The sequence below is a fragment of the Shewanella kaireitica genome (assembly GCF_023284045.1).
Taxonomy (GTDB): domain Bacteria; phylum Pseudomonadota; class Gammaproteobacteria; order Enterobacterales; family Shewanellaceae; genus Shewanella; species Shewanella kaireitica.
This window is the reverse complement of the sequence record NZ_JAKIKQ010000007.1, coordinates 153,760-178,437: the sequence shown is the minus strand read 5'-3', so window position 1 is coordinate 178,437 and position 24,678 is coordinate 153,760. Positions and strand designations below refer to the sequence as shown.

At 43.1% G+C, this 24,678-nt stretch carries 22 protein-coding genes; 15 read left to right on the top strand and 7 right to left on the bottom strand.

The annotated features are described in order from the left end of the window. The 3 genes from L2730_RS11580 to L2730_RS11570 form a co-directional block, all read right to left on the bottom strand. Positions 1-180, bottom strand: a 180-nt coding sequence (locus L2730_RS11580) for a citrate/2-methylcitrate synthase (RefSeq protein WP_428848452.1), incomplete at its 3' end; no start/stop codon positions are given. 31 nt (positions 181-211) lie between these two features. After that, complete coding sequence (locus tag L2730_RS11575; RefSeq protein WP_428848451.1) at positions 212-400, bottom strand: citrate/2-methylcitrate synthase; 189 nt, start codon at positions 398-400, stop codon at positions 212-214. A gap of 31 nt (positions 401-431) precedes the next feature. Continuing rightward, the gene (locus L2730_RS11570; protein ID WP_020913034.1) at positions 432-1,721 is read right to left on the bottom strand and encodes a citrate synthase; all 1,290 of its coding nucleotides are present in this window, start codon (positions 1,719-1,721) and stop codon (positions 432-434) included. Between the two features lie 410 nt (positions 1,722-2,131). On the opposite strand from L2730_RS11570, the gene sdhC reads away from it, so the two are divergent. The 10 genes from sdhC (at position 2,132) to L2730_RS11520 (ending at position 13,531) form a co-directional block, all read left to right on the top strand. Further along, the gene (sdhC, locus tag L2730_RS11565) at positions 2,132-2,527 is read left to right on the top strand and encodes a succinate dehydrogenase cytochrome b556 subunit (RefSeq protein WP_220737543.1); all 396 of its coding nucleotides are present in this window, start codon (positions 2,132-2,134) and stop codon (positions 2,525-2,527) included. Further along, a complete protein-coding gene (gene sdhD / locus L2730_RS11560) occupies positions 2,521-2,868 on the top strand; it encodes a succinate dehydrogenase, hydrophobic membrane anchor protein (RefSeq protein WP_248974738.1) in 348 nt (115 codons plus the stop codon). The genes sdhC and sdhD overlap by 7 nt, the downstream gene beginning before the upstream one ends. Then, positions 2,869-4,635, top strand: a complete 1,767-nt coding sequence (gene sdhA / locus L2730_RS11555; protein WP_248974737.1) for a succinate dehydrogenase flavoprotein subunit — start codon at positions 2,869-2,871, stop codon at positions 4,633-4,635. 12 nt (positions 4,636-4,647) lie between these two features. Continuing rightward, a complete protein-coding gene (locus L2730_RS11550; protein WP_020913029.1) occupies positions 4,648-5,355 on the top strand; it encodes a succinate dehydrogenase iron-sulfur subunit in 708 nt (235 codons plus the stop codon). Positions 5,356-5,558: 203 nt separating this feature from the next. Beyond that, positions 5,559-8,381 (top strand): 2-oxoglutarate dehydrogenase E1 component, encoded by a 2,823-nt coding sequence (gene sucA / locus L2730_RS11545; protein ID WP_248974736.1) that lies wholly within the window; start codon positions 5,559-5,561, stop codon positions 8,379-8,381. Between the two features lie 32 nt (positions 8,382-8,413). Continuing rightward, the gene (gene odhB, locus L2730_RS11540; protein WP_248974735.1) at positions 8,414-9,604 is read left to right on the top strand and encodes a 2-oxoglutarate dehydrogenase complex dihydrolipoyllysine-residue succinyltransferase; all 1,191 of its coding nucleotides are present in this window, start codon (positions 8,414-8,416) and stop codon (positions 9,602-9,604) included. 81 nt (positions 9,605-9,685) lie between these two features. Next, positions 9,686-10,852 (top strand): ADP-forming succinate--CoA ligase subunit beta, encoded by a 1,167-nt coding sequence (sucC, locus tag L2730_RS11535; RefSeq protein WP_248974734.1) that lies wholly within the window; start codon positions 9,686-9,688, stop codon positions 10,850-10,852. After that, positions 10,852-11,724, top strand: coding sequence for a succinate--CoA ligase subunit alpha (gene sucD / locus L2730_RS11530; RefSeq protein ID WP_248974733.1), 873 nt, complete (start codon positions 10,852-10,854; stop codon positions 11,722-11,724). Before sucC ends, sucD begins: the two co-directional genes overlap by 1 nt. Before the next feature lie 339 nt (positions 11,725-12,063). After that, the gene (locus tag L2730_RS11525; protein ID WP_248974732.1) at positions 12,064-12,372 is read left to right on the top strand and encodes a hypothetical protein; all 309 of its coding nucleotides are present in this window, start codon (positions 12,064-12,066) and stop codon (positions 12,370-12,372) included. 235 nt (positions 12,373-12,607) lie between these two features. Then, positions 12,608-13,531: an AEC family transporter gene (locus L2730_RS11520; RefSeq protein ID WP_248974731.1), complete on the top strand. Its 924-nt coding sequence runs from the start codon at positions 12,608-12,610 to the stop codon at positions 13,529-13,531. Between the two features lie 21 nt (positions 13,532-13,552). On the opposite strand, the gene L2730_RS11515 is transcribed toward L2730_RS11520, so the two are convergent. After that, positions 13,553-15,223 carry an FMN-binding glutamate synthase family protein gene (locus L2730_RS11515; protein ID WP_248974730.1) on the bottom strand — a complete coding sequence of 557 codons (1,671 nt, stop codon included), beginning with the start codon at positions 15,221-15,223 and terminating at the stop codon, positions 13,553-13,555. Positions 15,224-15,440: 217 nt separating this feature from the next. Here L2730_RS11515 and L2730_RS11510 point away from each other — a divergent pair, with 217 nt between their 5' ends. Further along, a complete protein-coding gene (locus tag L2730_RS11510; protein WP_248974729.1) occupies positions 15,441-15,941 on the top strand; it encodes a GNAT family N-acetyltransferase in 501 nt (166 codons plus the stop codon). Between the two features lie 73 nt (positions 15,942-16,014). Here L2730_RS11510 and fur read toward each other — a convergent pair whose 3' ends face one another. Beyond that, positions 16,015-16,446: a ferric iron uptake transcriptional regulator gene (fur, locus tag L2730_RS11505; protein WP_020913018.1), complete on the bottom strand. Its 432-nt coding sequence runs from the start codon at positions 16,444-16,446 to the stop codon at positions 16,015-16,017. A gap of 268 nt (positions 16,447-16,714) precedes the next feature. Between fur and cobB the strand changes: the two genes are divergently transcribed. Together cobB and L2730_RS11495 are read left to right on the top strand one after the other, a co-directional pair. Continuing rightward, the gene (cobB, locus tag L2730_RS11500; RefSeq protein ID WP_248974728.1) at positions 16,715-17,449 is read left to right on the top strand and encodes a Sir2 family NAD+-dependent deacetylase; all 735 of its coding nucleotides are present in this window, start codon (positions 16,715-16,717) and stop codon (positions 17,447-17,449) included. Positions 17,450-17,454: 5 nt separating this feature from the next. Then, positions 17,455-17,925: an AAA family ATPase gene (locus tag L2730_RS11495; RefSeq protein ID WP_248974727.1), complete on the top strand. Its 471-nt coding sequence runs from the start codon at positions 17,455-17,457 to the stop codon at positions 17,923-17,925. A gap of 13 nt (positions 17,926-17,938) precedes the next feature. Here the strand turns inward: L2730_RS11495 and L2730_RS11490 are convergent, their stop codons facing one another. After that, complete coding sequence (locus tag L2730_RS11490) at positions 17,939-18,883, bottom strand: hypothetical protein (protein WP_248974726.1); 945 nt, start codon at positions 18,881-18,883, stop codon at positions 17,939-17,941. 233 nt (positions 18,884-19,116) lie between these two features. Then, on the bottom strand, positions 19,117-21,207 hold the full coding sequence (gene fusA / locus L2730_RS11485; RefSeq protein ID WP_248974725.1) for an elongation factor G: 2,091 nt from the start codon (positions 21,205-21,207) through the stop codon (positions 19,117-19,119). Between the two features lie 394 nt (positions 21,208-21,601). Here fusA and L2730_RS11480 point away from each other — a divergent pair, with 394 nt between their 5' ends. Together L2730_RS11480 and L2730_RS11475 are read left to right on the top strand one after the other, a co-directional pair. Further along, positions 21,602-23,557 carry a methyl-accepting chemotaxis protein gene (locus tag L2730_RS11480; RefSeq protein WP_248974724.1) on the top strand — a complete coding sequence of 652 codons (1,956 nt, stop codon included), beginning with the start codon at positions 21,602-21,604 and terminating at the stop codon, positions 23,555-23,557. A 256-nt stretch (positions 23,558-23,813) separates the two neighbouring features. Next, positions 23,814-24,674 carry a M61 family metallopeptidase gene (locus L2730_RS11475; RefSeq protein WP_248974723.1) on the top strand — a complete coding sequence of 287 codons (861 nt, stop codon included), beginning with the start codon at positions 23,814-23,816 and terminating at the stop codon, positions 24,672-24,674. Positions 24,675-24,678 lie beyond the last annotated feature (4 nt).

The following is a 24,678-nucleotide window of genomic DNA, read 5'->3' as shown; positions in this document are numbered from 1 at the left end:
TTTGTCTTTAGCAACAAAGCTACGTTCTGCATCACCAGTGTATAACTGACGTGGACGGCTGATCTTGTGACCAGGCTGATCTAGCATCTCTTTCCAATGTGCAATCCAACCTACTGTGCGCGCTAAAGCGAACCATAACTGGGTGAACATGCTATGTCTGGCAATAAAAAAGGCACTCAATGAGTGCCTTTTCATATTGAGAAACTAGCTATTAGCCGCGTTTGTCTTTAGCAACAAAGCTACGTTCTGCATCACCAGTGTATAACTGACGTGGACGGCTGATCTTGTGACCAGGCTGATCTAGCATCTCTTTCCAATGTGCAATCCAACCCACTGTGCGCGCTAGAGCGAACCATAACAGGGTGAACATGCTATGTCTGGCAATAAAAAAGGCACTCAATGAGTGCCTTTTCATATTGAGAAACTAGCTATTAGCCGCGTTTATCTTTTGCGACAAAGCTACGTTCTGCATCACCAGTGTATAACTGACGTGGACGGCTGATCTTGTGACCAGGCTGATCTAGCATCTCTTTCCAATGTGCAATCCAACCCACTGTGCGCGCTAGAGCGAACAGTACAGTGAACATGCTAGTTGGAATACCAATAGCCTTCATGATGATCCCTGAGTAGAAATCAACATTTGGATATAGTTTCTTAGAGACGAAATACTCGTCTTCAAGTGCAATACGTTCAAGTTCCATTGCAACATCTAGCAATGGGTCATTAACGTTAAGTTCAGCCAGAACTTCATGACATGTTTCACGCATTACTTTTGCGCGAGGGTCGAAGTTCTTGTAAACACGGTGTCCGAAGCCCATTAGACGGAAAGGATCTTCTTTATCCTTGGCACGTGCAATGAACTCAGGAATACGATCAACACTACCAATCTCTTCAAGCATGTTTAGGCAAGCTTCGTTTGCACCACCATGAGCCGGTCCCCAAAGAGACGCGATACCCGCAGCGATACAAGCAAATGGGTTAGCCCCAGATGAACCTGCTAAACGTACAGTTGAAGTTGATGCATTCTGCTCGTGATCGGCATGTAGGATGAAGATACGATCCATAGCACGTTCAACGATTGGGTTAACCTTGTACTCTTCACATGGCACTGCGAACATCATGCTTAGGAAGTTACCTGCGTAGCTCAAATCGTTACGTGGGTATACAAACGGTTGACCGATAGAGTACTTGTAACACATCGCAGCAATAGTAGGCATCTTAGATACCAAACGGAAGGCTGCGATTTCACGGTGACGTTCGTCATTCACATCCAAAGAGTCTTGGTAGAATGCCGACAGGGCACCTGTAACACCACATAGCATCGCCATTGGGTGAGCATCACGTCTGAAACCTCTAAAGAAGGCTGCAAGTTGCTCATTCACCATAGTGTGGTTTTTAACTGTGTGTACGAAAGTGTCGTACTGTGCTTTGTTCGGAAGCTCTCCGTAAAGCAACAAATAGCATAGATCTAAATAATCAGAATCTACGGCCAGCTCGCCAATCGGGTAACCGCGGTGAAGCAGGATCCCTTGTGCGCCGTCGATATAAGTAATTGCTGATTCACAGGAGGCTGTTGCGAGAAATCCTGGATCGAAGGTAAAGTGCCCTTTGCTACCTAGTTTACTGATGTCAATTACATCAAATCCTGCCGTTCCTTTTTTGATCGGCAAATCGATTGAATCATTCCCTGGTAGTTCTAACTTGGCTATATTTTCAGCCATACCCCATTCTCCTTACTTCATTCTTATTGAGTGCGGCTTATCAAACGCCAATACTTTACAGTGGATCTGGGTCACATTTCAATTTAAATAAGCGTTTAAATTTCTTAGACCATGGTCTTATTCAAGTGTAACTAGTTGTAGCAACAGCCACTTGGCAGATTTTTTTACCAAAAAAACTATATTTCCATAATGTGATGTTTGTATTTGACATTTCACCCACGTATACTTGCTGCGGCTCAGATGAGCTGCAGACATTAGCGAATAGTTATCACTTTTTTACATACTTAATTAGTGCTCACTAAACTGTTAAATGTTTGTTTAAAGTTTTCTTTTGTGAAGGGCGTAAACTGTGACCTGGTTCACGGATGAAGATCCAAGCAAAAGCGGTTCGTATAACAAAAATTAGCTCAATTGAGCAGAGTGAGCAGAACGTGAAAAAGCAAAGACCTGTCCATTTAGATCTGCAGACTGTAAAGTTTCCTGCAACGGCCATCGCGTCCATCCTACATCGTGTATCGGGCGTTATTATGTTGTTTGCTGTCGGTATCCTTATCTGGTTGCTTAATGAGTCATTAGCATCCGCGGAAAGTTTTGCTGGCGTCCAATCTCTTTTTGATAGCTTTATCGTTAAGTTTATCGTTTGGGGAATTCTTACTGCACTGGGTTATCACTTGATAGTGGGTTTGCGCCACTTAGTGATGGATGCCGGTTACTGGGAAGAACTCTCTTCAGGATTAACTTCAGCTAAAGTGGCTATTGCATTGTCAGTAGTGTTTTCAATCATTGCGGGGATTTGGGTATGGTAACAAATGCAGCAAGTCTTGGCCGCAGCGGTGTCCATGACTTTATTCTTATACGTGCAAGTGCAGTAATTCTAGCCTGTTACACTATTTTTATGGTTGGTTTTATCGCATGTAGCTCTCCACTGACTTATGATGCATGGCACGGTCTGTTTAGTGCTCTGCCAATGAAAGTCTTCACACTTCTCGCACTGGTTGCGATTCTAATCCATTCATGGATTGGTATTTGGCAGGTACTTACCGATTACGTTAAGTGTGTGTCTCTACGTGGTGTACTTCAGTTTGTTTTTGTCGTAGCCGCCTTCTCTTATTTGGCAGCAGGCATTTTGATAGTGTGGGGTGTTTAAGTGGGTATTCCAGTTCGCGAATTTGACGCGGTTGTAATCGGCGCTGGTGGCGCAGGTATGCGCGCGGCACTACAAATTTCTAAAGAAGGTAAGAGCTGCGCGCTGTTATCTAAAGTTTTCCCTACTCGTTCTCATACAGTATCTGCGCAGGGCGGTATCACCGTAGCGCTGGGTAATGCTCATGAAGATCACTGGGAACAGCACATGTACGATACTGTTAAAGGTTCTGATTTCATCGGTGACCAAGAAGCTATCGAATTTATGTGTAAAACCGGACCAGAAGCGGTTATCGAACTAGAGCAAATGGGTCTACCATTTTCTCGTTTTGAAAACGGTACTATTTACCAACGCCCATTCGGCGGCCAGTCTAAAAACTTTGGTGGCGAGCAAGCTGCACGTACCGCAGCAGCGGCTGACCGTACTGGTCACGCGCTTCTTCATTGCTTATACCAACAAAACGTTAAACATAAGACTGAAGTTTTCTCAGAGTGGTATGCACTCGATTTAGTTAAAAACGAAGACGGTGTGATTGTTGGCTGTACTGCAATCGAAATTGAAACTGGCGAAATCGTATACTTTAAAGCTAAAGCAACTATTCTAGCGACGGGTGGAGCAGGGCGTATTTACGCATCTACCACTAACGCACACATTAACACTGGTGACGGTGTTGGTATGGCGATGCGCGCTGGCGTTCAAATGCAAGACATGGAAATGTGGCAGTTCCACCCAACGGGTATTGCTGGCGCAGGTGTACTTGTAACGGAAGGTTGTCGTGGTGAAGGCGGATACCTGCTAAACAAAGACGGCGAACGCTTCATGGAGCGTTATGCCCCTAACGCTAAAGATTTAGCATCTCGTGACGTGGTAGCACGCTCAATGATGACTGAAATCCGCGAAGGTCGTGGTCTTGATGGTCCTTTAGGCCCGCACTGTTTACTAAAACTGGATCACTTAGGTAAAGAAACCCTAGAAGCGCGCCTTCCTGGTGTTTGTGAATTGTCTCGTACATTCGCTCATATCGATCCAGCAGATGGTCCAATTCCAGTATTACCAACTTGTCACTATATGATGGGTGGCTTGCCAGCTAAAGTCAGTGGTCAGGTTCTTCGCCAAAATGACGACGGCACTGAAGAAGATATTGTTGGTTTATTCGCTGTGGGTGAGATTGCTTGTGTATCAGTACACGGCGCTAACCGTCTTGGTGGTAACTCATTGCTTGATTTAGTGGTATTTGGCCGAGCAGCGGGACAACATTTAGGTAAAGCACTTGATGCAACACCTAACCCTAAAGATGCATCTGAAGCTGAAATCGAATCATCGCTAGCTCGTTTGAATCGTTGGGAAAGCAACAAAGACGGTGAAGATCCTGCGGTTATCCGTAAAGATCTACAACTTTGTATGCAGCTTAACTTCTCTGTATTTAGAAGTGGCGACGCAATGGCTGAAGGCCTTAAAGAGCTTAAAGCGATTCGTACTCGTTTAGAGAATGCCAAGCTGTCTGACAATTCATCTGAGTTTAATACTCAACGTATTGAATGTTTAGAGCTTGATAATTTGATGGCGACAGCGATTGCAACAGCAACAGCTGCTAACTTCCGTACAGAAAGTCGTGGTGCACATTCACGTGAAGATTTCTTAGACCGTGATGACGAGAACTGGTTATGCCACAGTGTATATGACCCAGTTACCGAGCTAATGACTAAGCGTGATGTGAACATGGAGCCTAAGCTTCGTGACGCTTTCCCGCCTATCAAACGTACTTACTAAGGAGTCGAGACGATGAAATTGGAATTTGCAGTTTATCGCTACAATCCTGATGTAGATACTAAGCCATACATGAAGGATTACACTTTAGAAGTGGATGAAGGTACCGATATGATGGTCCTTGATGCACTGATGAAGTTAAAAGAGTTAGATTCAACATTATCATTTAGACGTTCATGCCGTGAAGGTGTGTGTGGTAGTGACGGTGTGAATATGAATGGTAAAAACGGATTAGCGTGTATCACGCCTGTTTCTACCTTTAAGAACAAGAAGATTGAGATCCGCCCGCTACCAGGTATGCCTGTAGTGCGCGACTTAATCGTCGACTTAACTCAGTTCTACACTCAGTATGAAAAGATTAAGCCGTACTTGATTAACGATGAAAAAACGCCTGCGCGTGAACATCTGCAATCACCAGAAGAGCGTGAGCATTTAGATGGACTCTATGAGTGTATTATGTGTGCATGTTGTTCTACAGCTTGTCCGTCATTCTGGTGGAACCCTGATAAGTTCATCGGTCCAAGTGGCTTGCTACACGCATACCGCTTCTTGATCGACAGCCGCGACACCGCAACTGAAGAACGTTTATCAGAGCTTGATGATGCATACAGTGTGTTCCGCTGCCACGGTATCATGAACTGTGTTGATGTTTGTCCTAAAGGGCTTAACCCGACAAAAGCAATTGGACACATCAAGTCTATGCTTCTGAAGAGAGCCGTTTAATGCAGTTTAAAGAGCCGATATTGATATAGCTCTATGAGAGTCACTTTCTTTATTGGAAGTGACTCTTTTTGTGTCACGGAAGACAATATAAAGATAATCTGGAACTCTAGGGGCTACAGAGATTACAGAAAATTTGGGTTTGCTCGAACGTTCTGTATTTATGACTTTGGCTAAGCACGTGTATAAGTTTGAAAGGAATAGAAATGCACCAAGGCATCATGAAAGCCTGGCTCGAATCGTCTCATCTTAATGGCGCGAATTCGACCTATGTAGAAGAGATGTATGAAGCCTATCAAGATGACCCACAGTCAGTAACAGAAGACTGGCGAGTCGTGTTTGATAACCTCCCTCTAGTGAATGGTACCTCTAGTGAAGTGCCTGAAGCTGCCCACTCTAAAGTACGCGACTATTTTCGTAGTCTTGCATTAGACGGACGTCAGAAAGGCTCACCAAAAGTGACCGATCATGAAGTCGATGCAAAACAAGTTAAAGTCCTACAGCTAATTAACGCGCACCGTTTTCGTGGTCACCAGAACGCGAGCTTGGATCCGCTAGATATTTGGAAACGCGATACCGTTTCTGAATTAGACCCTGCTTTCCATGGTCTAGATAGTGACGATATGCAGCGTGAATTTAATACCGGTTCATTTGCACATGGTGGCGACACCATGAAGTTAATTGATCTGGTCAAAGCGCTGAAAGCAACATACTGTGGCTCGATTGGCGCTGAGTATATGCATATTACCGATACAGATGAAAAGCGTTGGATCCAGCAACGTCTTGAGCCGTCTCTAGGTGCTGCCAACTACTCAAAAACTGATAAAACTCGAATTCTAGAAGGGCTTAATGCCGCGGAAGGTATGGAAAAATACCTTGGCGCTAAGTTCCCAGGTGCAAAACGTTTCTCACTTGAAGGTGGTGATGCGCTAGTGCCTATGATGCGTGAAATTATCTATCGCGCGGGTGATGCAGGTACCAAAGAAGTGGTTATCGGCATGGCTCACCGTGGTCGTTTGAACGTATTAGTAAACATTCTTGGTAAAAAGCCGTCTGAGCTATTTGATGAGTTTGCCGGTAAGCACAGCGATGAGCTTAACGGCTCTGGTGATGTTAAGTATCATCAAGGTTTTTCATCTGATTTTGAAACACCGGGCGGAAATGTTCACCTTGCACTAGCCTTTAACCCATCTCACTTAGAGATCGTTAATCCAGTGGTTATTGGTTCAGTACGTGCGCGTTTAGATAGGCGCAAATGTGATACTGGCCTGCAAGTGATGCCAATTACCATTCATGGTGACTCAGCGATTACGGGTCAAGGCATTGTTCAAGAAACCTTTAACATGTCGCAAACTCGCGGCTTCAAGGTTGGCGGTTCAATCCGCATCGTAGTGAATAACCAAGTCGGTTTCACCACTAACTTGACAGAAGATGTGCGTTCTACTGAATACTGTACCGATATTGCTAAGATGGTACAGGCGCCAATCTTCCACGTTAACGCAGACGATCCAGAAGCGGTTGCTTTTGTATCACAGCTTGCTGTTGATTACCGTAATGAGTTTAAGCGTGATGTGGTGATTGATCTGGTTTGTTACCGTCGTCATGGCCATAACGAAGCGGACGAGCCGAGCGCAACTCAGCCACTGATGTACGCGAAAATCAAGAAGCACCCAACACCAAGAAAGATCTACGCCGACAAGCTGATTGCTGAAAATGCAATGGGCGCTGATGACGTAACCTCGATGGTGAACGCTTATCGTGACGCGTTAGATGACGGTGATTGTGTGGTTAAAGAATGGCGTCCAATGACGTTACATTCTGTCGACTGGAGTCCATACATTGGCGCTGAGTGGAATGATAACTACGACGCGCATATGTCGATGGACAGAATCAAGAATCTAGCAGAAAAAATCAGCTATGTTCCTGAAAGCCATAAGTTGCAGTCTCGCGTTGCCAAAATCTATAAAGATCGTTTATTGATGGCGTCAGGCGAAAAATTGTTAGATTGGGGCTTTGCTGAGACATTAGCATACGCGTCGATTCTTGAAGATAAGAAACGTATCCGCATTACTGGCCAAGATTCAGGCCGTGGTACTTTCTTCCATCGTCATGCTGTGCTGCATAATCAAAATGACGCAACGGCTTACATGCCACTGCGTAATATTGCTGATGACCAAGGTCCAATTGACCTAACTGACTCTGTTTTATCAGAAGCATCGGTACTAGCATTTGAATATGGTTATGCCACTGCAGAACCAGGCGGATTAACGCTTTGGGAAGCCCAGTTTGGTGATTTTGCTAACTGTGCACAGGTAGTGATTGACCAGTTCTTGTCATCAGGTGAGCAAAAGTGGGGCCGTTTATGTGGTCTGACTATGCTATTACCTCATGGTTATGAAGGACAAGGTCCAGAGCATTCAAGTGCACGTCTAGAGCGTTTCTTACAGCTTTGTGCTAACCACAATATGCAGGTTTGTGTGCCTTCTACACCGGCGCAGGTTTACCACATGTTGCGTCGTCAAGTTGTGCGTCCAATGCGCCGCCCACTTGTGGTTATGTCACCTAAGTCACTGCTTCGTCACCCATTAGCTGTTTCGAGCATGGAAGAGCTTGCTGAAGGGACATTCCAGAATGTTATCGGCGAAATTGATGAACTAGATGCGAGCAAGGTCGACAGAGTCGTATTCTGTAGCGGTAAAGTTTACTTTGAGCTACTAGAGCGTCGTCGTAAAGAAGGTCAAGACAACGTAGCACTAATTCGTGTGGAGCAGCTATATCCGTTCCCACATGAAGAAGCAGCCGCTGCACTTGCTGACTATAGCCATGTTAAAGATTTCGTGTGGTGCCAAGAAGAGCCTCAAAACCAAGGGGCTTGGTATTGTAGCCAACATCATTTCTGGAGCGTCATACCTGCAGGAGCTCAGTTGAGCTATGCCGGCCGTGAAGCTTCAGCTGCGCCAGCATGTGGTTATCCTGCATTGCACGCTCAGCAACAAGAATCGTTAATTAGCAGCGCATTAAAGCTGTAGTAATAGACATTATATAAAAAGGATCGTTATCCATGAGTATCGAAATTAAGGTACCCGTACTGCCAGAATCTGTTGCTGATGCAACTATTGCTACTTGGCATGTTCAAGCTGGCGAGCAAGTTTCTCGTGATCAAATCCTTGTTGATATTGAAACTGATAAAGTAGTACTTGAAGTTGTTGCACCTGAAGATGGTCAGATTGCTGAATTCCTTGCGGAAGAAGGCGACACCGTTTTAGGCGAAGCGATTATTGCGAACTTTGTTGCTGGCGCAGTTGCTGGCCAAGAAGTGACTAAAGCTGAAGCTGAAGCGGCTGCTCCTGCAGAAGCTGAAGAGACCAGTGATGCATTAAGCCCATCAGTACGCCGTTTAATTGCAGAGCACAATGTTGATGCTGCCGCGGTTAAAGGTACTGGTGTTGGCGGACGTATTACTAAGGAAGACGTTGAAGCCTTCGTTAAGAATGCTAAAGCAGCGCCAGCGCCGACAAGCGCTCCAGCTGCTGTTGCTGCGCCGCTTGCTGAACGTAGTGAGAAACGTGTACCAATGACACGTCTACGTAAGACGATTGCTAATCGCTTACTAGAAGCTAAAAACTCGACAGCCATGCTAACGACGTTTAACGAAGTTAACATGAAGCCAATCATGGACATCCGTAAGCAGTATCAAGAGATTTTTGAGAAGCGTCATGGTATCCGTTTAGGCTTTATGTCTTTCTACGTAAAAGCTGTGACTGAAGCACTTAAGCGTTTCCCTGAAGTTAACGCTTCAATTGATGGCGATGAAATTGTTTACCACAACTACTTTGATGTGAGCATTGCGGTTTCAACGCCGCGTGGCTTGGTAACACCAGTGCTACGTGATACCGATAAGATGAGCCTTGCTGATATCGAACGTAATGTTCGTGAATTAGCACTTAAAGGCCGTGACGGTAAATTAACCGTTGCTGACATGACTGGCGGTAACTTTACGGTTACTAACGGTGGTGTATTTGGTTCATTGATGTCTACCCCAATTTTGAATCTGCCACAAAGCGCGATTTTAGGCATGCATGCCATTAAAGATCGCCCTATGGCAGTCAATGGTCAGGTTGAAATCCTGCCTATGATGTACCTCGCACTTTCTTACGACCACCGTATCGTAGATGGTCGTGAGTCGGTTGGTTATTTGGTTGCCATTAAAGACTTCCTAGAAGACCCAACTCGTCTGTTACTTGACCTTTAAGGTTAAGACAGACAATACCCTCGTTGCAGGCTCATTTGAGCCTGTTGAAAAATTGACAAGAAGTATAATGGATAGATCATCATGAATTTGCATGAGTATCAGGCAAAATCTTTATTTGCCGAATATGGTTTACCAGTGTCAGAAGGTTTTGCATGTGATACAGCTCAAGAAGCTGTTGAAGCTGCAGGCCATATTGGCGGTGATATGTGGGTTGTTAAGTGTCAAGTACACGCAGGCGGCCGTGGTAAAGCAGGTGGCGTTAAAGTCACTGGCGATAAAGAAGAGATAAGAGCGTTTGCTGAACATTGGTTAGGTAAGAACTTAGTGACTTACCAAACTGATGAGAAGGGTCAGCCAGTAGCTAAAATCTTAGTCGAAAGCTGTACTGACATTGCAAATGAATTGTACCTAGGTGCTGTTGTTGACCGTGCAACACAACGTGTTGTGTTCATGGCATCAACGGAAGGTGGCGTTGAAATTGAAACTGTGGCTGAAGAAACGCCAGAGCTCATTCACAAAGCTATCATTGATCCGCTAACAGGTCCTCAGCCATACCAGGCACGTGACCTTGGCTTTAAGTTGGGTTTGACTCCAGCCCAAATGAAACAGTTCACTAAAGTCTTTATGGGCTTAGCGACAATGTTTGAAGATCATGATTTCGCACTGCTTGAAATCAACCCACTTGTTATCACTGAAGAAGGCAATATCCACTGTCTTGATGGCAAGATTGGTATCGACGGTAACGCTTTATTCCGTCAGCCTAAAATCCGTGAAATGCATGACCCATCACAAGATGATGCTCGTGAAGCTCACGCGGCTAAGTTTGAGCTTAACTACGTAGCACTAGACGGAAACGTTGGCTGCATGGTTAACGGTGCAGGCCTTGCAATGGGTACGATGGATATCGTAAACCTGCACGGCGGCAAGCCAGCTAACTTCCTAGACGTTGGTGGCGGAGCAACGAAAGAACGTGTTGCTGAAGCATTCAAGATCATCTTGTCTGACTCAAACGTTAAAGCTGTTCTTGTGAACATCTTTGGCGGAATCGTTCGTTGTGACATGATTGCTGAAGGCATCATTGGCGCTGTTAAAGAAGTTGGCGTTGAAGTACCTGTTGTTGTTCGTCTTGAAGGTACTAACGCTGATCTTGGTCGTGAAGTTCTTGCTAACTCTGATCTAGACATCATTGCTGCTACAAGTCTTACTGATGCAGCTGAGCAAGTCGTTAAAGCTGCGGAGAGCAAATAATGTCTGTATTAATTAATAAAGATACTAAAGTAATCTGTCAGGGTTTCACTGGTGGTCAAGGTACTTTCCACTCTGAGCAAGCTATCGCTTACGGTACTCAGATGGTTGGTGGTGTATCTCCAGGAAAAGGCGGTCAAATTCACTTAGGTCTACCGGTATTTAATACTGTTAAAGACGCTGTTGAAGTGACTGGCGCTACTGCTACTGTTATCTACGTACCTGCACCTTTCTGTAAAGATGCAATTCTTGAAGCAATCGACGGTGGCATTGAGCTAATCGTTTGTATTACTGAAGGGATCCCAACGTTAGATATGCTTCAAGTTAAAGTTAAACTTGAAGAGACTGGCGTGCGTATGATTGGTCCTAACTGTCCAGGTGTTATCACTCCTGGTGAGTGTAAGATTGGTATCATGCCTGGTCACATCCATAAGCCTGGTAAAGTGGGTATTGTTTCACGTTCTGGTACGTTAACGTACGAAGCGGTTAAGCAAACTACTGATGAAGGTTTTGGCCAATCTACTTGTGTAGGTATTGGTGGTGACCCAATTCCAGGTACTAACTTCATCGACGTATTGGAAATGTTCCAAAACGATCCGCAAACTGAAGCAATCGTAATGATTGGTGAAATTGGTGGTACTGCTGAAGAAGAAGCGGCTGAATACATCAAAGCTAACGTTACTAAGCCTGTTGTTTCATACATTGCTGGTGTAACTGCACCTGAAGGCAAGCGTATGGGTCATGCTGGCGCTATTATCGCTGGCGGTAAAGGTACTGCTGAAGATAAGTTTGCGGCTCTAGAAGCTGCGGGCGTAACGACTGTTCGCTCTCTAGCTGACATCGGTAAAGCTTTACGTACTAAGACTGGTTGGTAATAACCGAGTTTGATTGAAAGCCGCTCTCAGGAGCGGCTTTTTTATGGGTAAATGTTTAATGGAAATTTAAAGAACTCAGTAATTGGATAAGCCTATGTAATAATAAACGGACAATTTATTCAACGAACTGGAGTTTACATTATAAAGCTTGTGAAATAGCGGCAGTACTTTAGCTCGTTTTTCCTAAATCGGATGACTTTTTTTAGAGTAAAATATTGCGTATAAGTAGTTGGCTAGAATATCTGGTGATATAAACTAAGGTTTTAGCTGAAATTATGGCGATATAACCCTGATCTGTTATACCTAATTTATCTATAGAGGAACTTGTAGGTAGATTTTATGTCTATGGTCAGCGCAAAAGAGTTTTCAGATTGGTTAAGGTTAAGGTTCGAAGGTCTCAATGAAGGGGTATCTTTAACACGTAAAGATATCAATCAGCTAACAGGGCGGCAGAATTTTTCAGCCGATTTTGTCAATGACATTCACTTTGAGCTCATGCGTCATGATATGGCGTTTGTTACAGATACATCTCGAGAGAATTTTTTTCTAGTGCCAATCAATAAACAATCATGGCGAGAGAAGCTCGAACAGCAGTTTGAGAAAGAGATTTTTTGTAATATTATCCCTTTGAATATTTCTAGTAATTAGCGGTCCAGCAAGTGTGCTTATTCACTTTTAAAATTTAGGCTTTTTGTAGCAGCGGATGCTTGTTTACTAGCCGTGTCTGTTATCTCAACGCCGATGAAGTTCCATATCGTTTCTGCAAAAAGAATCTTTTAACTTGTCTGATTCTCCCCCTTTAATTTGATATGATAATTAATCTTACACTGGGACGCGAGCAAGGTAATTCCTGTTACCTTTTCTAGGACAAACTAAACCCCTAATGGCCATTATTTCAATTGTTTTTCCCCTTATTTTTATGGCCGTACTAGGTTATATACTCACCATAAGATCCGTTTTTTCAAAAGAGCAGATCGGTGGGATAAGTTTATTTACTTTTTACCTCTGCATTCCTGCTTTTTTATTCATCAATATGTATCAAGCTGATCTAAATAAGAGCTTTGATATTAGAGCTTTAATTAGTTTCTATCTGCCAGTGTTAGTGACTTACGGCATAGGTTTTTTACTTTTCTACTTCGTACGAAGAGGGCAATATCAACGCATCAGTAATAGTGCTGCTTATGCTCTAGGTTGTAGTTATTCAAACACTATTTTGGTGGGGTTACCGATTATCGTTGGCGCGTTAGGGCAGGAGATGATGGGCAATGTGTTTATTATTATAACCTTTCATAGTGCATTGCTTTTTTCATTAACCTTTATTTTGGCTTTAAGCAGAAGCAAAGCAGAATTCAAAGCTGGTCCATTTATAAAAGGCATCGTCTTTAATCCCATTGTGATGAGTATCTCACTAGGTTTAGCATTCAATCTATTGAAAATCCCTTTAGCCAATAACTTAGCGAGTGGTATTGATTTACTGAGCCAACCCGCATTGGCATGTGCACTGTTTGTATTAGGGGCAAATCTGAGTTTTTATAAAATAGCTAAAGATTGGAAGTTGGCTTTAATGGCCTCATTGGTCAAATTGATCTTTTTGCCGGCTCTTGTTTATGCTCTAGGTTTGCTGTTTAAGTTAGACCCTAATTTGCTAGCTGTACTGGTATTGCTCAGTGCTTCACCGCTTGGTATTAATGCTTACCTTATTGCCATTCAAGTTCAAGCTCAACAAGCTGTTATCGCCAGTACTGTGGTTCTTTCCACAGTACTGTGTGTGTTTACGATGAGCTTTTGGTTATCCGTTTTATTATGATTAAAGCAACATTAATCTAGCCTATGTAGGTTTTAGTTTACTACTGGTATGTTTGGCGCGTGAAAACTCTGCCGGCGATAGGATGTAGGTATCTTCGCTATAGAAATCATCACTTCTTGCCATATGCCACCAGTCGCTCCAAGGTCCCTCAATATGCTTTTCTTGCAGTAATTCGTTTTCTTTTAATGGCTCTATGAGGCTGCCTACTGACATTAATAGCCCATATGGAGTGCGCTTTTTTAACATATGAGGCAGTAACTTGGCTGGATTGTCTAAGCCCATACTGCCAACCAGTTCAAAAAAACTTTCGATGGTATTGTGGTGGTAGTTTTTTACCCGTTCACTTTTTTCAATAACGTTTACGGCCTTGCTTCGAGCAGGGTCTTGAGTGGCGATACCTGTAGGGCACATATTGGTATTGCAGTGGCGAGATTGAATACAGCCAAGTGACATCATCATGGTACGGGCTGCATTAACTGAATCGGCCCCCATCGCTATTTTGGCCAAAAGGTCGAAACTTGATGCCGTCTTGCCAGAAGCGATAATATTTATTTTATCTCGTAACCCTGCGCCTATAAGCGCGTTATGAGTAAAATAAACCCCCTCTAAGCACATCATGCCTAAGCGGTTGGAAAACTCGACTGGTGCAGCGCCTGTGCCTCCCTCTGCACCATCTACCGTAATAAAGTCGGGTGTTATACCGGTTTCTAACATTGCTTTACACAAGCCTAAAAATTCTACTGGATTACCGATACAGAGTTTAAATCCAATGGGCTTTCCTTCACTTAATGTTCTCAGTTTGACAACAAAATTAAGCAGATCTTTTGGTGTGGTGCATTCAGGATTTACCGCGGGTGATACACAATCCTTATCTTTCGAAATGTGCCTAATTTCAGCAATTTCATCAGTAATCTTTGCAGCAGGTAATACGCCACCATGACCTGGCTTTGCCCCTTGAGAAAGCTTAATTTCAATCATCTTTATTTGTGGGCGGGTCGCCATCGCAGCGAATGTGTTGGGGTTAAAGTTGCCTTCGTCATCACGACAGCCAAATAATCCAGAGCCAATTTGCCAAACAATGTCTCCATGGTGCTTCAAGTGATAGGGGCTAGCACCACCTTCTCCCGTGTTGTGATAGCAGCCGGCCTTTAATGCCCCTAAATTTAGCGCTTCAATAGCGTTTGGGCTTAATGAACCAAAGCTCATCGCGGATATGTTCAGATAGGAAGCATCATAGGGCTGTAAACAATCAGGACCACCAAAGCGTACTCGCTTAGCATCAGCTACCACTTCTCTAGGATGGAGAGATTGCCACAGGCTTAAATAATTATCCTCAAGCAGATCACGCTGTGTACCAAAAGCGATGGTGTCTCTGACATTTTTAGCTCGCTGATAAACTAACGAGCGTTGTTCACGGTTGAATGGCTTTTCCTCGGTATCGTTAGCAATAAAATACTGCTGGATCTCAACTCTATAGGATTCTAGAAAATAGCGGATATGTGCGACAACAGGGTAGAGACGGTTGAGTGTATGCTTACTATGGTACATATCGAAGTAGCCAATAGCGCTGTAAGTGATCGTCAATAAGAGTAATAAAATAGTACCAATACTGGTTTGGCTAACGGCGAGGTTTATCGCGACCAAGTTTCCGAAAGAAGCGATAATCCAAAAGAATTTTTGCATGATGGTCATAAATGTTCCTTACTATTATGCACCTGATAGCGGTTTGTCTTATTGAAAGGTATTTTTGCCGATTAGGCAATCTTGTTTTAATACTTTCTAATTTAAGTAGAATTTAGTTATATTAGTATCGATAATAGTCAAAAAGTCGTGAATACAGATAAGCATACTATGTTTGAAGAATTGTATGTTGTAGTAATATGGATAGCGCAATACCAAGGAGTTTAAAGTGATAATTGCTGAAACCGAGAGACTGATAATACGGCGATTTGAGTCAAAAGATACGAAAGCGATTTTTTTACTCAACAGTATCCCGGAAATTCTCACCTATATACCTGGTGCGCCAATGACTAATATTTCGCAGGCGGAAGAGATTTTGGAAAACATGATCTTAAGTAACTATGAGCAATTTGGTTATGGACGTTGGGCGGTAGAACATAAAGCAGATGCTAAAGTTATAGGCTTTTGTGGTCCAAAGTATATTGAGGAGTTTGATGAAGTGGAGCTCGGTTACCGTTACCTTCCCAGCTATTGGGGGAAAGGGATTGGCTTTGAAGCAGGTTCTGCCGCGTTAGCTAAATTCATTGATTACGATATACATGAGGCAATTGCTTTAATCCTCATTGGGAATAAAGGCTCAGAAGGTGTGGCAAAAAAGTTGGGTATGCAAGAGCGTGGTAGGGATAAGTTTATGGGGCATAAGGTAAACGTTTTTCACAAATATCTTTAGCAAAGCGCAATTTTTGTCAATCGAGCCCCATAAAAAAACCAGCACTCAGCTGGTTTTTTCAACTAAGTAAACCTTAAGGCTCACCATGCTCACAGTTGTCATTGGTGCAAACACCGTAAAGGTAAAGACTGTGGTTTGTCAGCTTAATGTTGTGCTTCATGGCAATTTCATCTTGGCGTTGCTCAATCATATCATCTGAGAATTCGAAGACCTTACCGCATGATAAACATACAAGATGATCATGGTGGTGTTGGGTTGCAAGTTCGAATACAGCTTTGCCGCTTTCGAAATGATGACGTGTGACTATACCTGCGTCATCAAACTGGTTAAGTACTCGATAAACCGTCGCTAAGCCGATCTCTTCACCCAAATCCAGTAGCTTTTTATAGAGGTCTTCAGCACTGATATGCTGATTCTCTGGTCCTTGCATCAATTCTAAAATTTTGACTCGTGGTAAGGTTACTTTCAAACCCGCTTTCTTTAGCGCTTGATTTCCATCTGTCATTATTGTTCTCTTGATTGCAGAACGGCCTGTCAACTCGAGCCAGTTCATATGTGGGTATTCAATCCATTATATGTGCACAATTAGAAAACTTAAACCTTTGATATAGTAATAAGCCATCTATTGTAAATAAAAGCGATAAAGCTGATATAAAACAAGCAATTTAAGCATACTTTTTGTATTGTTATTAGCGTTTATACTAATGCCTAATGTGAAAAACATCATTTCCTTGGCAAAATGGAAACAACAATACTAAGAAATAGGACTGTAGATGTACCAGCAGATAGTAATACTAACTGGCGCCGGGATCTCGGCAGAATCTGGATTACGCACCTTTCGAGATCAAGATGGTTTGTGGGAGGAGCATAAGATAGAAGAGGTCGCAACTCCTGAAGGTTATGAGAAAAACCCAAAATTAGTGGAACAATTCTATAATGAGCGCTGGCAGCAGTTCCATAATGGTTGTATCGAACCTAATGCTGGCCATGATGCTCTGGCTAAGTTGGAACGTGAATTTGAAGGTAAGTTACTCGTTGTTACGCAGAATATTGATGATCTTCATGAAAGGGCGGGTTCAAAGCGTTTGTTACATATGCATGGCGAGCTCTCGAAAGGACGTTGCCCTCGCTCTAGACAAACCTTTTTATTGAGAGAGCCTTTTGGTCCTGACCATACATGCACTTGCTGTATTCCAGCGCAAAGGCTTCGACCTCATGTCGTTTGGTTTGGTGAAATGCCATTAGGCTTAGACCGAATCCAGCATGCCTTAGACAGCTGTGATCTTTTTATAGCTATCGGTACATCTGGCACCGTATATCCTGCTGCAGGCTTTGTTGACACCGCCAATCATCATGGAGCGCAAACTGTCGACATTAATCTCATGCCAGCAGATCGGCATAGCCAGTTCCAATACCACTTACAGGGAAAGGCGAGCGAAGTGCTGCCTAAATTAGTCGAGCAAATCCTGCAAGGAAAAGTCATTAATGATCAATTACTGGTTGGATAATCAATATGCTTGATGCATCTGCTGAGCAGAAGCTTGCGATTATTATGCGCGGGCTTCCCGGTAGTGGCAAAAGCCACTGGGCAAAAGAGTTTGTCACTACTTATCAACAAAGTAGCAGTTCGATTCAGGCTGAAAAGCAATATGGCATATTCTCAACCGACAGCTTTTTTTATAACATGGGTGTGTATCAGTTTAACCCAAAGTTGCTACCAAAATTTCATCAGTTAAACTTAGCTGCATTTATCGAAGCCATGGCTGGCGGATTGCCCTTGGTTATTTGTGATAATACCAACATAGCTTATTGGGAGTTTAAAGCTTATAGCGCAGCAGCAATGGCTTTAGGTTACGAAGTACGGATCCAGCAAATAGGCGACCCTGCTTCGGTAAAACATCAACAACTTTGTGCTAAGCGAAACTGTCATGGTGTGCCTTTTCAAAGTATCAAACGTATGGCGTCGATGTTTGAAGTTATCTGAAATTAATTTAGGGCTAAAAACGACGACCCATGCCAATAATTAGATGGTTCCAATTAAGGAAACCGTATTCCGCATAAAGGTTCCATTCATTTCTAGGCCCAAAATCATAGTTTAAACTGAATGAGATGTTTTTAGTTTCTTGCTTAGCAAGATCGATATCGAATTTTACGTTTTCCATCAAGGGGGCGAGCTCAGTCCCTTTAAAAGAATAATCCCCTGTCACATTCTGTTTTACGCTTTGGTGGCTAAATGCTAGAAACCAAGCAAGCTTGTCACCAGCAACATCAAAGCGTTGTCCTATGCGCACTGAAGCAAGTTTGGTTTTAATTAAGCTATCAGTGGTATCTGTCTTCGCCTTAATAACGGCGCCAATCGCCATAATAGTAAAAGGCGTATCACCCACAATAGGATCTATTTGACCAGCAAGGACCGTCCCTAAGCCAAAGTTCTTGGCGGTATAATTTATTGGGATTGGCAACACTACGCCATTGCAATTTTCGCCGCAGGGCAGTCCCTCTACATTATCTAGTTTTGCTTTTATATCCTTATTACCCTCGGTATATCCAAGGATCCCATAGACATTCCAAAAAGGTAAAATCCATGCATCCAGTTTTAATTGGACACTTTTGTCGCGGCCAGTAATGCTGACATCCTCTGCTGGCACCAGATAATCATTAGGTCCTCTTAGGCCGAGTAAGCCTCCGTCTACCTGCACCTTAAAGTCATCGGTGGCGACGTAATCTGCTTCAATATTGTTGTAAAACAGCGTGACACCAACCGGAATGGGTAATTGGTAGCCGCGCTCAGACGCTTTGTCTGCGAGTAGCGGTAGGCCACTCCAATGTTTAGGCTTTAGCTGTTGATTTACAGTGCTATTGAGCTCTTGATTGGCAAGAGTATGGCAAGAGCTGAAGAGCGCGAAAATAAATGTGAAAAGCTTGGATAATTGAGTCGTCATAATGCTGAGCTTGGAAACCGAGCGGGTACTCTATCGGCTTTGGCGGCTAAAGCAACTTGGCATTCTAAATATGGGAGTGATGCAACAAAATTAGATTAATTTCATGGAGTATGACTATGCGCTAGAGCTGAGCTTGCTGCTATTGTTTGACGGCAATAAAAAAGCCTATAGATTTGCATCTATAGGCTTTTGTTAAAGCTTAAAACTCGTTAAGAGTAATAACTAGTTAATAGTTACTTCTTAGCAGCAGCTTCGCGTGCTTTAACTTCAGCGATAACTTTTTCAGCAACACTGTTTGGACATGGTGCGTAGTGAGCGAATTCCATAGAGAATTGGCCACGACCAGATGTCATAGTACGTAGTGAACCGATGTAACCGAACATTTCTGATAACGGTACGTCAGCTTTAATACGAACACCAGTAACACCAGCCATTTGGTCTTTGATCATACCACGACGACGGTTAAGGTCACCAATTACGTCACCTACGTTGTCTTCTGGGCTGAATACGTCAACGTTCATGATTGGCTCAAGAAGTTGTGCACCGGCTTTAGGCATAGACTGACGGAATGCGCCTTTAGCAGCGATTTCGAACGCGATAGCTGACGAGTCAACTGCGTGGAAAGCACCATCAGTAAGTTCTAGTTCAACGTCTAGTACAGGGAAACCAGCAACAGTACCGGTATCCATCATAGATGCGAAACCTTTCTCAACTGCAGGCCAGAATTCTTTAGGTACGTTACCACCAACAACTGAAGAGCTGAAAGTGAAACCAGTGTTTTGCTCACCTGGACGGATAACGTAGTCGATCTTACCGAACTGACCAGAACCACCAGACTGTTTCTTATGCGTGTAGCTATCTTCAGTAACCTGAGTAATAGTTTCACGGTAAGCAACTTGAGGCTCACCTACAATTAGGTCAACGCCGTATGTACGCTTAAGGATATCTACCTTAATGTCTAGGTGAAGCTCACCCATACCTTTAAGAATAGTTTCACCTGAATCTTCGTCAGTTTCTACGCGGAAAGATGGATCTTCTGCAATCATTTTACCGATAGCGATACCCATTTTCTCTGATCCGCCTTTATCTTTTGGCGCAACAGCGATAGAGATAACAGGCTCAGGGAATACCATAGCTTCAAGAGTACAAGGGTGCTTAACATCACACAAAGTGTGACCAGTTTGCACGTTCTTCATACCTACGATAGCGATGATGTCACCAGCTTGTGCGTAATCAAGTTCGTTACGTTCATCAGCTTGCATTTCAACCATACGACCAACACGCTCAGTTTTACCTGTGAACGAGTTAAGGATGGTGTCACCTTTGTTGATCTTACCTGAGTAGATACGTACGAAGGTTAGAGCACCGAAACGGTCATCCATGATTTTGAATGCAAGTGCTTTTAATGGCTCGTCAACAGATACTGTTGCAACTTCGCCTGTTTCGTTACCTTCTTCATCAGTAAGAGGTTGTGGATCAACTTCAACTGGGTTTGGTAGGTAATCAACAACAGCGTCAAGAAGAAGCTGCATACCTTTGTTCTTAAATGCAGAACCACAGTATGTTGGGAAGAAGTCCATTGTACGAGTACCCTTGCGGATACAACGCTTGATGTCTTCCATAGATGGCTCTTCGCCGTCCATGTAAGCTTCCATTAGGTCATCGTCTTGCTCAACAGCAGTTTCGATAAGCATTTCACGGTATTCTTCAACTTGGTCAACCATGTCAGCTGGAACATCTTCAATCTTGTAGTTTTCAGCTTGTCCAGTTTCATCCCATATCCAAGCCTTACGAGTTAGCAGGTCAACAACACCTGAGAACTCATCTTCGATACCGATTGGTAGAACCATAACAAGTGGGTTAGCTGCAAGAACGTCTTGAGTTTGCTTAACAACACGTAAGAAGTCAGCACCCATACGGTCTAACTTGTTTACGAAGATGATACGCGCAACTTCTGATTCGTTAGCATAACGCCAGTTAGTTTCTGATTGTGGTTCAACACCACCAGAACCACAGAATACACCAACACCGCCATCAAGAACTTTAAGAGAACGATAAACTTCTACTGTGAAGTCAACGTGGCCAGGGGTGTCAATAACGTTGAAACGGTGTTCGTTCCAAAAACAACTAACAGCAGCAGACTGAATGGTAATACCACGCTCAGCTTCCTGTTCCATGAAGTCAGTTGTTGACTCGCCGTCATGAACTTCACCTATCTTATGGATTTTACCGGTAAGCTTAAGGATACGCTCTGTTGTGGTGGTCTTACCCGCGTCAACGTGAGCAAAGATACCAATGTTTCTGTACTTTGATAAATCAGTCATTTTTCTACTCTATTGGAGTTACGTTCTAAAATTCCGCGCAAGTATAGCAATACTTTTCCATTTTTTTTATCGATTTTTATCATTCAGCGCTAATTTAAGCGAAATATCATGAAAAAATCACATTTTGAGCCATAAATTATCATTTTCTAATCATCCTCAACCTCATACTGGACGCTAATTTATCCATAATGTCGGTGATATTTTTCTTTTTTAGGGTAATTAGAATAAATATTGCACTGGTAGATGTTGTAACGATCTTTGAATCACGATGTTCCAAAATTTCTGAGTATTAAGTTTAGAACTATTTCTCAGAGTTACAGAAACAAGATGAAATTAAATCCATTGACTAAGGGTCATGTGTTATCAACTAGTAACAGAACGGACTCGAGATTAAATGAACCCCTTTATTTCTGCTGGAATGCAAATAGCCAACCGATTGAGCTTTAAGAAGAAGTTCACCCTTCTTGCGATTGTTACTCTTTTACCTCTCGTATTCGGTGCTAGCCTAATCGTTATGCAGCAAAAAGATGAACTAAACCTACTCAATAATGAAATTACAGGGTTGTCTGTTTTAACTGAATTGAGTGAGATGGAACATGCATATCGTCAAAGCCGGGCTAATGGTTGGCAAAATTACAGTCAGTTAAAAGAACTTGTGTTATCGAGCCTTAAGCAAATAGAAACAACACAAAGTCTGCAACCTAATTCTGTTAATGTGTTACGACAATTATCACTTGAATTCGACAGGAATACTAAAGATACCGCAAACACATTGGCAGTCAGCATTGCGAGTGCAAAAGAAGATGTTTCGGCACAGTCTGGAGTGGCTCTTGACGGCGAACCCAGTGGTTTCTATCTGGCCGAATTATACATTAATCGTATTGCTAAATTGACGGAGTATTACTCGTTGGTTGCATCCCTTTCGTCGAATATATTGCAACAAGGTAGCTTTACCCCTCAGTCTTACACCCAAATCGTAGCCCTTAATAAAAGGCTGGCGGAGCAACAAATCTTATTAAAGAAAGGGACTAGTCGGTTGTCCGCAACCGTTGCAGATACCAAGATGTTGCCATTAAAAAGCGCACTCGCTGAATCCGCAGAGCTAGTTAGGCAATTTGTTGATACGGTTGATGAAAAGATTATTTCCCCTGATGAATTTAGCATCGAATTAAATGCGTTTTATACACAGTCAAGTCAGCTATCTGAAGCGCTAGTCCTGTTAGGAAATACCACAGCAGAAGTGCTTGAACTACAAATCCAAAACCGACTTAAAAACGAGCGGTCACATATGTTTTGGCTCATTATTACAGCGTTAATGGTCGTTATTACTGGTGTGACTATTCTACTGATTATCTACAAAGCAATTGTCGAAAAAGTGAAAGCTATTGAGGCATTAACTTCTCGGGTCGCCAAAGGCGATTTTACGGCGAATTTAGATGTCACTGGAAATGATGAATTATCAAAAATTGCAGAAGCTTTTAACCATATGTTGGTGAGCGTAAGGTTGCTCATCACTGAGGTAAAGCAAGTCAGCGTCGATGTGGTTAATGCCAGCGATAAAATGCAATTAGTAACAGCTGACGTAGAGAACACGTTAACAAAGCAGCAAGCGCAAACCCACAATGTTGCTGAAGCTATCACTGATATGGTTCACTCCGCAGATAGTGTCGAACGTTGTACTCATGATGCTAACCAAGTCACATCCGATGCACAAAATTCGGTGCAGAACGGCAAAGTTGTGATTGCAGGCACCGTAAACGGGATTAACAAAATAGCGCAAGAGGTTGCCACGAGCGCTAAAGTGATTAATCAACTAGCACTGCATAGTGGTGATATCGGTAAAGTCGTTAATGTGATCCGTTCTATTGCTGAGCAGACCAACTTACTGGCGCTAAATGCGGCAATAGAAGCAGCAAGAGCAGGGGAGCAAGGAAGAGGGTTTGCGGTGGTCGCCGATGAAGTGAGAACGCTAGCTAGCCGCACCCAGTCTTCGACCCAAGAGATAGAAGCTATGATAGAGCTAGTGCAAAAGGGCGCAAAACAAGCTGTAAAGGCAATGGAGTCAGGTTCAATGCAGGCCAACGAAGGAGTCGAACAGGCGAGCTTGGTTAGTGAAAGTATTGCGACTTTGGCAAGCAATGTTGAGGATATAGCACTTATTAGTGGACAAATAACTCAAACTGTAGATGCTCAACGAGAGGTATCAGCTTCAATGGATGCCCGTACGAATGCTATTAAAGAAGGCGCTGATTTGGCACTCATTGCAGCAAAAGAAGCTTCATCAATCGGTCAGGCGTTAGCACAAAACTCTCAACGTTTAGCTCGACATATTTCAGGATTCAGTTTGTAACGGTTAGGTCGACGAAAACTGTTTTTTTAGCTTGGTATTAGTAAAGGTAATTAGCGCATGAATTGATGACTCAGTCACTGATGGTTACAGTTTAAGTCGCTATTTTTGAACGAACAACGTTAGCATCTACAAAGCCGAATGAGGTGATCTTTAGACTGGCGCTTAGCGTAGTGAAGTGAGAGCGGTAGCAGCAATGTTTTTAAGGGCTTTAACTATCAAGGCTTTATCTGTCCTATAGATAGCCTAGGGTGAAGATATGAAAAAAATGTTCAGACAGCGCAATTCCTCTTTATTCGCATTGATATTTAGTGCGTTGCTGGTCAGTGGTTTCGCTGTGGCCTATGGTGCTGAGGTTGACATTGACACGGGAGATACACCAGCCTATGAACAGCAGAAAATGCATCAGTGGATTTCGGGTGGCATTAAAGCAGTAGAGCTATCGCTAGGCAAGTTACCGGGACAAAATATTGAAGTTGAGCTTGTAACAAAGCCTTATGCCAAGGAGCCAGTGCCATTCGCCCAAGTGATAAGGGGGAAGACGAATAAAGTTAAGCTACAAGTCAGTAGCGCTTGGCCTTTACAAGATTTTATCGATGACTGGACGCTTTATCACGAATTGTCCCATCTCTATATCCCCTATTTAGATTATCCTTCGTTTTGGTTAAATGAAGGGTTTGCCACTTATATGCAAAATGTTGTCATGCTCAAAAGTAAGGTGATTGATGAAGCGGCTTTTATCCAGAAGTTACAGGCCGGACTAGAGAGGGGAAGGCTTAACACCATTTCTCGACCTGGTAAGCTAAGTACAGTATCAAATGACATGTGGCGCAAACGTGCATATATGCGAGTGTATTGGTCCGGCGCAGCATTTTTTATGGAGATGGATACTGCGTTACTCCAACAAGGTAACAGCTTAGCGGCAGTTATCCGTCAATATGGCACATGTTGCTTAGCAGCAGAGAGTTCAGGTCAAGCATTTATGAAGGAGCTCGATACAATTGCAAAGACCACATTATTTAGTACAACCTACGTACGTTACAGCGGTAGGCTAGACTTTCCCAAATTAAAAGCAGAGCAGTTAGCGGCAATAGCGCAGCACTATTCAGAGGATCCATAGCCGG